The following is an 8,679-nucleotide window of genomic DNA, read 5'->3' on the forward strand; positions in this document are numbered from 1 at the left end:
CCGGCAATGACGGCGGGAAGCGGCCGGACGGCGGCAGCCCGAAGCGGCCGGACAACGACGGCGGGAAGGGGCCCGACGACCCGAAGAGGCCCGGCGACCCGAAACAGCGAGGCGACGCACCGCTTGGTACCCGCTCCCTCCTCACCTGGTTCATGCTCGCCCTGCTCGCGGCGCTCATCGGGAGCAGCCTGATGCTGCCGTGGAAAGTGCTCGGCCTGGTCTTCGGGATCGCGGCACTGGTCCTCGGGATCGTCGCACTGGTCCGGACCGGCAGGACGAAGCTGCCCGGCCTGGTGCGGGTGAGTACCATGGCAGGCCTTGCTGCCGCCCTTTTCCTGGTGATCGGCACCGGTGCCTCGGTGCTGCTGTGGCCCATCACGGAGACGTACGAGGACTGCATGGCCACTGCATTGACCATCCAGGCGGAGCGGAGCTGCGAGGACGGACTGCGGAACCTCGACGGGCTGCTGACGCCGAACTGACGCCGGCTGAAAGACCCGACTAACCGACTAACCGACTGTCCGCCGGGCCACCGGCCGCCGGGGCTCCCGCTCCAGCAGGGGGCTGAACGCGTACCCGGCGATCGCCCCGACACCGACTTCCGCGGCAAGCAGCAGTCCCACCAGCAGCGGATCCGGTCCGAGGTCGGTGAGGCGTCCGAGGCCGAGGGAAGCCCGCGACAGCAGGGCGAGTACTGCTCCCCCGATGCCGGCGAGGAGGCCCACGAGGAGGCCCATCGCCAGCGTGGACACCGCAGCGGTCAACCAGCGGCGGCTGGACTGGAGCACGAGCCATTCGTCGAGATGGTTCTCGCCCTCGCGGAAGAACCACCAGCCGGCGAGCAGTCCGGCCACCACGGGAACGGCGAGGGCCGCATACCCGTACTCGAGGTCACCGGCGGGCAGCGCCCCCAGCACCGGGAAGGCCGGCAGTGGGCCCACCGACGTCGCGAAGGGGCTCAGGGCGCTTCCGGTACCGAGCGCGAACCCCGCTCCCGAGGACCACGAAAGGGCCCACAACACCAGGTTGGGTAGAAAACCCAGCTGGAGGATCGTGAGCACCGTAGAGCCGGCGATCCCGGCGTCGAGCCGCTCATAGATCGCGGCGACCTCCGCCCAGTGGATTCCCACGGTGACCGCGAGGAGCAGCGCCGCCAGGCCTCCTGCAGCGACCACGGCGAGGAACGCCGACCGGAGGACGGAGAGCGCGTAGGATCCGGCCCACCGGGAGTGCTGGCTGCTGCGTGAGATCCAGGAGGCAAGATCCACCCCCACGAGCCTGCTCCACGCGCCCGCTTCCTTGTACGCACCGGTCACGATCCCGAGGCCCGCCGACAGCGGTGGAATCAGTGCACCCGCGACGAGCGACGCCGTTGCTTCCGCGTTGCTCGCGAAATACGCGGTGGCCGCACCCGCCGCGGCATACATCCCGACGCCTCCCAGCAGCGCCTGCCACAACTGGTCCGTGTAGGAGGCTCGGGCCAGCCTCCGCCCTGCGCGCCACGCCAGGAGGAAGGGAAGAAGAGTGAGCCCGAGAGGCACGACGGAGAAGAGGCCCGACACGGGCTGGCCATCCCCTGTCCCGGAAGGGAAGGAGAGCACCAGCGGCACGCCGTGCATCACGAGCCAGCCCTGCCCGGCGAGCTGGGCTGCGGACTCCGCCGACCGTTCAGCGAAGCCACCGGTCAGCCAGACGGCGGCAACGGGAACCAGGACCAGCACGGCGGAGAGCACGGCGGCCTGGCCAAGCTCGAAGACCCCCTGCAGCCACAGTGGCATGGGAAGTGCGCCTGGTTTTCGGGGGAGGAGTTTCATCCCTTCAATGGTGCCATCGGAAGCGGTCGCGCGCGGTATGCGACGCGGCGCCGGAGCCTACGCGACGAGGTCCAGGATGCCGCGAATAGTCGCAAGACCCGCTCCGATGAAGGCGATGACGACGACGGCGAACCGCGCGTGCTGGTCACGGACGAACCGCGAAAGCTTCTCCCCGGCGAAGATTCCACCTACGATGACGGCTACGATCGCCGCCCACATCCAGGGCTCGAGGACGGGGGCCTGGGAGGGGTCGAGGCTCAGCTTGGTGACGAGCGTCACGATGCCGATGACGGCGAAGAAGGGCTGGAGCGTGGCGGCGAAGGGCCGCTGTGGCCAGCGGGACAGCAGTGCATAGGCACTGACCGCGGGCCCGCCCACGCCGGCCATGGAGTTGGTGAGCCCCGCGGCGAACCCCGCCACGGCCTTCGGTGCATTACCGCTGACCACGATGTCGGATCGCTGCAGGACGAGCGACACGGTCAGCGCCACCAGGACGATGCCGCCCACGGTCACCGACAGCGGCGCCGAGGGAACGACGACGGCAAGGTAGGAGCCCGGCAGCGACCCGAGGAGCGAGGGGAAGACCAGCCAGCGGAACATGTTCCAGTCGATATCACGCCAGACCCGTCCGACGATCAGCGTCGATGAGACGACGCCGCAGATATTCACCATCAGGACCCCGGTGTGGGGGCCGAGGATCAGCACCAGGAACGGAGCCACCAGCAGGGCGAAGCCCAGCCCTGCGATCCGCTGGGCGATGGCTCCCAGAAGGATGGCAGCCAGCACAATGTAGAAAACCCCGAGTGTCACCCTAGTTACAGTACGCCGGGGCAACAGTTCCACAGCCGGTAGCCTGACAATATGACTGGAATCACCACCGCCCTGGCTATCGCTGACTGGCGCACACGGCTTTTCGGGCTCTACGCGGACGTCCGGTCGTGTTCCGACGCCGAATCGCCGGAGACCGCGCACCGGTTGTGGCAGGACGGCCGCAACCGACTGTTCCGTGAGCACCCGGCCTCGCCGCTCGAGGCAGCCGCGCAGGGCAGGTTCACCTCCCTCAGGGTGGCGCACTACCAACCGGCATACCGCTTCGAGGCGGCGATCAGCGACGAGGGTTCCGGCCGTCGCATGGACGTACCGACCGGCACCGACGGCGTCGTCCCGTTCGAGCAGCTGGGCACCCTGTCGCTCCCGGGACTGGGGCACCTGGCCCTGTGGCGGCTCACCTCCTACGGTGGAGGATTTTTCCTGCCCCTGCGGGATGCCACATCGGGCGCGGAGGGCGGTTCCTACGGCGGGGGCAGGTACCTGCTGGACACCGTCAAGGGTGCGCATCTCGGTGAGGGACGCCTGCCGGGCAGCCTCGTCCTCGATCTCAACTTCTCCTACAATCCGTCCTGCGCCTACGACGAGGCGTGGGCCTGCCCGCTGCCGGGCAGCGACAACCGCCTCGACGCCGAACTCGCCGTGGGCGAGCTGTACGCGCAGTACTAGGAGCACGCCATCAACTCCCGCCACACACGCCCCGCCGCCGCTGGAGCGCTTCTCCGATGACCCAGGGCACCTGGCGGAAGTACACCGACTGGCCACTCATCGCCGCCGCCTTCGTCTTCCTCGCCGCATACACCGTCCAGGTGACCCGGACCGTTTCTCCGGCACAGCATCTCCTGCTGGAGGCCGTGCTCTGGCTGGTCTGGGTATTCTTCCTGATCGACTACGCGGCAAACCTGCTGCTCGCCGAACAACGGGGACGCTGGTTCCTCCGCCACCTCCACGAGCTGGTGGTCATCGTCCTGCCCGTCCTGCGGCCCCTGCGCCTCCTTCGGCTCGTCCCCCTGCTGCGTGTCCTCAACCGCTCGGGCGGTGATGCGCTCCGCGGCCACATCGTCCTGTACGTGGTGGTTTCGATGACGGTGCTGGGCTATGCAGGGGCGCTGGCCGTGCTCGACGCCGAGCAGGACGTTCCCGGCGCGAACATCACCACGTTGGGTGACGCCCTGTGGTGGTCCATGACCACCATCACCTCGGTGGGCTACGGCGACTACTATCCCGTGACCCTGACGGGCCGCCTGGTCGCCGCGGGGCTGATGATTGCGGGGATCGGCGTCCTCAGTGCGGTGACTGCGGCCTTCGCCTCCTGGCTGGTGGAGAACGTGTCAGTGCCTGCCGCGGTGAAGGATCAGTCGAGGGACCGTGCGGTCAATGAGGAGCTTCGGAGCGTTTCCCTCCAGCTCGATTCCCTGATCGCGCAGTTGGCCGGTTCACACCGGGTCCCGGGTGCAACCGGCGCAGCAGGCACCACCGGCGCTCCCGGCGCGCTCGGCGTCCCCGGGACAACGGAGCCCGACGGACGAAATACCGCAGATCCAGCAGACGGGTAAGGCTCCCCACCGGTCGGCGTTCTCCGGGCGGCAGTCGCTTCCGCTTTCAGGCTTTATCCTGTAATCGACGACTCACCCACCCCAGCGGAGGTTCCGATTACAGACACGGCTGCTCAACACGACATCTATTTCGGCGCCCCCGAGCCCGAGAATGAAGCCGAGATACTCGAGTCCGCGTCCCGCGCGGCGGTGGCCCGCTTCACCGACCGCTCGGACATCACGACTGTCAAGCGCCGCTTCACCCTGATCAACTCGGACCGGACGCCGCACCAGGCGATGGTGGAGGACCTCCTGTTCATCCGCGCCGCACTCGACGAGGCGGGTATCGGATATCTGCTGGTGCGCGGGAATGACGAGCGCCCGGTGATCGCGATCAACCTCGACGACCGCGAAAAGCTCCGCCTTGCCCTGGTGGAGGCCTGCCGGAACGAGCCGTTCTACTCCCGAACGGTGGATACCAAGCGGCGCACCACGCTCCTGGTGACGGACGGCTCCCTCTCGCACAGTGAGAAGGCGCGGATCTTCCGCCTCTTCCGCCCGCGCATCGAGCCCTTGGGCGGGCTTGCCTTCGGGCCTTCGGCCGGCGTCCAGCTTGAACTGTGGGCACTGAATCCCGACGTGATCGAGCTGCCCGTGGAGAACTCTCTGACCCGGCGGACCCTTCCGGCAGCCGAGGCGGTTCGGGGTTCGGTGGTGCGCCACGGTCTCACGTGGCCCACCATCGACAACATGTTCGCCGATCACGCGACGGACATCGATTTCGACGTCGACCTCGTCTTCTCGTGGGTCGACGGGAGCAGCCCCGAGTACCAGGCGGCCCGCGCGGCACGGATGCAGAACGTGGTGGTGGGTGAGGGCGATGACAACGAAGCCCGCTATCGGCAGATCGACGAGCTGAAGTACGCGCTGCGCTCGGTCTACATGTTCGCGCCGTGGGTCCGGAGGATCTTCGTGGCCACGGATTCCGACCGCCCGCAGTGGCTCGCCGAGCACCCGTCCGTGACGTTCGTGCGCTCCGAGGAGCACTTCCTGGACCCGTCGGTCCTGCCCACACACAATTCCCAGGCCGTGGAGAGCCAGCTGCAACACATCCCGGGGTTGTCCGAGTACTTCCTGTACTCGAACGACGACATGTTCTTCGGCCGTCCCGTGGGGCCCGACACGTTCTTCTCTCCCGGCGGCATCACCAAGTTCATCCAGGCGGACACCCGGATCGGCCTCGGAGACAACGACGCCGAGCGCAGTGGTTTCGAGAACGCCGCCCGGGTGAACCGCCGCCTGCTGCATGAGCGTTTCGGCCGCATCACCACGCGCCACCTCGAACACACCGCCGCACCGCTGCGCAAGAGCGTCCTGCTGGAGATGGAGGAGGAGTTCGCGGCCGAGTTCGCGGCGACAGCCGCATCCAGGTTCCGCGCGAAGGACAACATCTCGGTGACGAATTCGCTGTACCACTACTACTCGCTGCTCACCGGGCGGGCGGTCACGCAGGAGATGGCAAAGGTCAAGTACGTCGACACCACCTCCCGTTCAGGGCTCGAGAGCCTCAACAAGATGCTCGACAAGCGCAACCAGGATTTCTTCTGCCTCAATGACGGCAGCTTTCCCGAGGTGCCAGCTGATGAGCGGGCACGCCTCGTCACCGAGTTCCTCGAGAAGTACTTCCCGGTCAAGGCTCCCTGGGAAAAGTGACCGGCTGATCCCATGCAGACCTTCCTGCCGTACGCCGATTTCGCCTCGAGCGCCGCTGTGCTCGATCAGGCGCGGCTCGGCAAGCAGCGGGTGGAAACCCTGCAGACCCTGCGGGCGCTCGTCATTCCGGACTACGGCTGGCGAAGCCATCCGGCGATCCGCATGTGGATGGGCTACGTCCCTGCCCTGACGCTGTACGGCCTGGCCATGGTGGACGAGTGGGTGTCCCGGGGACACCAGGATTCGACGGGGCGCCAGATCCTCGAGTTCGCCCCGGAGGTGCTCGACAACCCCGACGTCGCTCTGCCGCCCTGGCTCGGGGACCTGACCTTCCACCTGAGTCACCAGTCGAACCTCGTGCAGAAAGCCCCCGGAATCTACCGGAACAGGTTCCCGGGCGTCCCGGAAAACCTGCCGTATGTGTGGCCGGAGCCGGCGAAGGAGCTGCTGCCCACCGACCCCGAGGGGAGCCGCCTCTGGATCTGGCGGGCCGCGGCGCACCCTCCCGAAGGACACGCGCGCCTGCTGATGCCGGCCGGACCGCCGGGACCGCCCGGCCGGAAGCCCGGAAAGTGGGACCGCCAGCTTCAGGCCTTCGAGGAATCCATGGCCGACGGCGACCCGGTAGCCATCGCCGATCCCGACGGCGAACGGTTCCGGACAGGGACAGTGGGACCGGTCCTGATGCACGAGGACGGGCTCCTGCGGAACGCTTCCCTCCGCGGCTGGCTGGCTAGGACGGACTTCGATCCACCCGCGCCCCTCCAGGACCCGCGGACCCTGTTCAGCGTCGCTCTTCCCGCCGCACTGAACTGACGCCCCTGGCCGGGCCGGATCCGTTCCGGATCCCTAGACCCGGGCGAGCCGCCGCGCGGGCGGCGCCTCGTCGATCCGCACTCCGGCCTCCATGAGCCGACGACGGGTCTCCTCGCGCGGCACCACCTCCCCCACCGCGGTATGCCGACCCACCGGCACCACTGAGTGCACGATGGTTTCCTCGTACACGTGGACCAGGTTGTACGCCTGCGCGCCGTCGCGACCGCGGCTTCCGCCGTCGTACAGGAGGTCCTGCGTATAGCAGGTGGCGGAGGCCACCGAGACGGGGATGCCCGCGAAGGTGGCGGTGGTCGAGTAATGGAGGTGGCCCGCGAGGATGGTCCGGATGTCGCTGCCGCGGACCACCTCGGCGAGCGAGCGCTGGTCCCGGAGCTCGACGAGGACCGAGAGATCCTGCACGCTCGGAACCGGCGGGTGGTGCAGGGCGAGGATGGTACCGTTCGGGGCCGGGACGAGGAGTTCATCGGCCAGCCACCTCAGCTGCTCGCGGGTGAACTCGCCGTAGTGGTGTCCGGGGACGCTCGAGTCCATGGTGATGATCCGCAGCCCGTCGACGTCGTACACGGCATCCACGGGCGTGGTGTCCCCGGGCTGGTCCAGCAGCGTGGAGCGGAAGGCCGCGCGGTCGTCGTGGTTGCCCATGGCCCAGATCACCTGGGCCCCCAACCGGCGGGCGGCCGGGTCGACGATGGCGCGGAGCGTCGCGTAAGCTCCCGCTTGCCCCTTGTCCGCGAGGTCGCCGGTGAAGACGATCGCGGAGGGCCGCGCTCCGGAGGCCTGGAGGTCCGCGAAGATCCGGGAGAGGCGTTCCTCGCTGTCCACCGCGCCGTACAGCGGTTCAGGACCGTCCACGAGGTGGGTGTCGCTCATATGAAGGATGAATTGCTGCGGCCGGGGATGCTCGGCCGTGCGGTACTCCATGGGAAACCCTTTGGATTGCTGGTAGGTACAAGCCGATTCCACTCCATCGAAACAGAGCGCGGGGGAAAGGAAGGTGAACCCGGAACGGCGAGTCGCTGAACATCGGGGGAACTCCTGTCAGGGCTCGGAGATGAAGCCCTTCTCCACCATGAAGTCGAACGCGACGTCGCCGGGTTCCTCGCCCTCGACATCCACGAGGAGGTTCATCTCACGAAGCGCCTCATCCGTCAGCTCGGGAGCGATACGCTCGAAGACGTCCTCGAGCCCCGGGTACTCGGCCAGGGTCTCGGCGTAGTACACGGGAGCGGCGTTGTAGGCAGGGAAGAACCCGAGGTCGTCCTCGAGCAGCGTCAGGTCGAGCGCCTGGATCCGGCCGTCGGTTGCGAACACCTCGCCGAAATTGCAGGCACCGTTGTCGGTTGCTGTGTAGACGGCACCGGTGTCGTAGATCCCCACGTTCTCGTCAGGCACGCCGTCCGGCGCGCCGCGCTCCAGTCCGTAGTGGGCCAGCATGGGGTTCAGTCCGTCCGCACGCGAATTGAACTCGGCCTCGACGCAGAACGTGCGCTCCTCGACAGGCAGCTCGGCGAGCTGCGACATCTTCGTGATGCCGCCGAGTTCCTCGATGGCTTCGGTGCGAACGGCCATGGCATAGGTGTTGTTCAGCGGTGCCGGTTCGCCCCAGATGAGGCCGTTCTCGACGTCGGCGGCCCGTACCGCCTCCCACTGCTCCTCCTGGTCGGCGATGCCCTCCTCCATCCCGAGGAAGGCGAGCCACGCGGTCCCCGTGTACTCCCAGGTGAAGTCGGCGTCCCCGGAGAGCATCAGGTCGCGGACCGGCTGGCTGCCCGGCGCGTTCGTCAGGTCGGTGACGTCGAATCCTGCGGCCTGGGCGGCGAGGACCGAAATCTTGCCCAGGATGAGCTGCTCGGTGAAGTTCTTCGACGTGACGGTCAGCGGTGCGCCGTCCACGCCGTCGAGCGGTGAGATGGAGCCGGGATCTGCCTCGGGAACATAGGATGTGGCGGGCT

General features: G+C 67.8%; 9 protein-coding genes. 5 read left to right on the forward strand and 4 right to left on the reverse strand.

What is annotated here, in order from left to right:
- Positions 1-482: hypothetical protein (locus Y705_RS19895; RefSeq protein WP_049822738.1), on the forward strand; the 482-nt coding region annotated here is incomplete at its 5' end.
- A 27-nt stretch (positions 483-509) separates the two neighbouring features.
- Here the strand turns inward: Y705_RS19895 and Y705_RS0113055 are convergent.
- Entirely contained in the window at positions 510-1,814 is a 1,305-nt protein-coding gene (locus tag Y705_RS0113055; RefSeq protein WP_026533177.1) for a cell division protein PerM, read from the reverse strand.
- A 57-nt stretch (positions 1,815-1,871) separates the two neighbouring features.
- Positions 1,872-2,624 (reverse strand): sulfite exporter TauE/SafE family protein, encoded by a 753-nt coding sequence (locus Y705_RS0113060; RefSeq protein WP_026533178.1) that lies wholly within the window; start codon positions 2,622-2,624, stop codon positions 1,872-1,874.
- 51 nt (positions 2,625-2,675) lie between these two features.
- On the opposite strand from Y705_RS0113060, the gene Y705_RS19900 reads away from it, so the two are divergent.
- The 4 genes from Y705_RS19900 (at position 2,676) to Y705_RS0113080 (ending at position 6,706) form a co-directional block, all read left to right on the forward strand.
- Complete coding sequence (locus tag Y705_RS19900; RefSeq protein WP_049822739.1) at positions 2,676-3,311, forward strand: DUF1684 domain-containing protein; 636 nt, start codon at positions 2,676-2,678, stop codon at positions 3,309-3,311.
- Between the two features lie 56 nt (positions 3,312-3,367).
- Positions 3,368-4,198 (forward strand): potassium channel family protein, encoded by an 831-nt coding sequence (locus Y705_RS19905; RefSeq protein ID WP_081738048.1) that lies wholly within the window; start codon positions 3,368-3,370, stop codon positions 4,196-4,198.
- A 276-nt stretch (positions 4,199-4,474) separates the two neighbouring features.
- On the forward strand, positions 4,475-5,890 hold the full coding sequence (locus Y705_RS0113075) for a stealth conserved region 3 domain-containing protein (protein ID WP_026533179.1): 1,416 nt from the start codon (positions 4,475-4,477) through the stop codon (positions 5,888-5,890).
- A gap of 12 nt (positions 5,891-5,902) precedes the next feature.
- Entirely contained in the window at positions 5,903-6,706 is an 804-nt protein-coding gene (locus Y705_RS0113080) for an MSMEG_6728 family protein (protein WP_026533180.1), read from the forward strand.
- 33 nt (positions 6,707-6,739) lie between these two features.
- Here Y705_RS0113080 and Y705_RS0113085 read toward each other — a convergent pair whose 3' ends face one another.
- Together Y705_RS0113085 and Y705_RS19910 are read right to left on the reverse strand one after the other, a co-directional pair.
- Entirely contained in the window at positions 6,740-7,648 is a 909-nt protein-coding gene (locus tag Y705_RS0113085; protein WP_026533181.1) for a phosphodiesterase, read from the reverse strand.
- Between the two features lie 117 nt (positions 7,649-7,765).
- Positions 7,766-8,679 (reverse strand): glycine betaine ABC transporter substrate-binding protein (locus tag Y705_RS19910; RefSeq protein WP_049822740.1); only part of this gene is annotated, 914 nt, incomplete at its 5' end.

The organism is Arthrobacter sp. H41 (genome assembly GCF_000520535.1).
Lineage (GTDB): Bacteria > Actinomycetota > Actinomycetes > Actinomycetales > Micrococcaceae > Arthrobacter_D.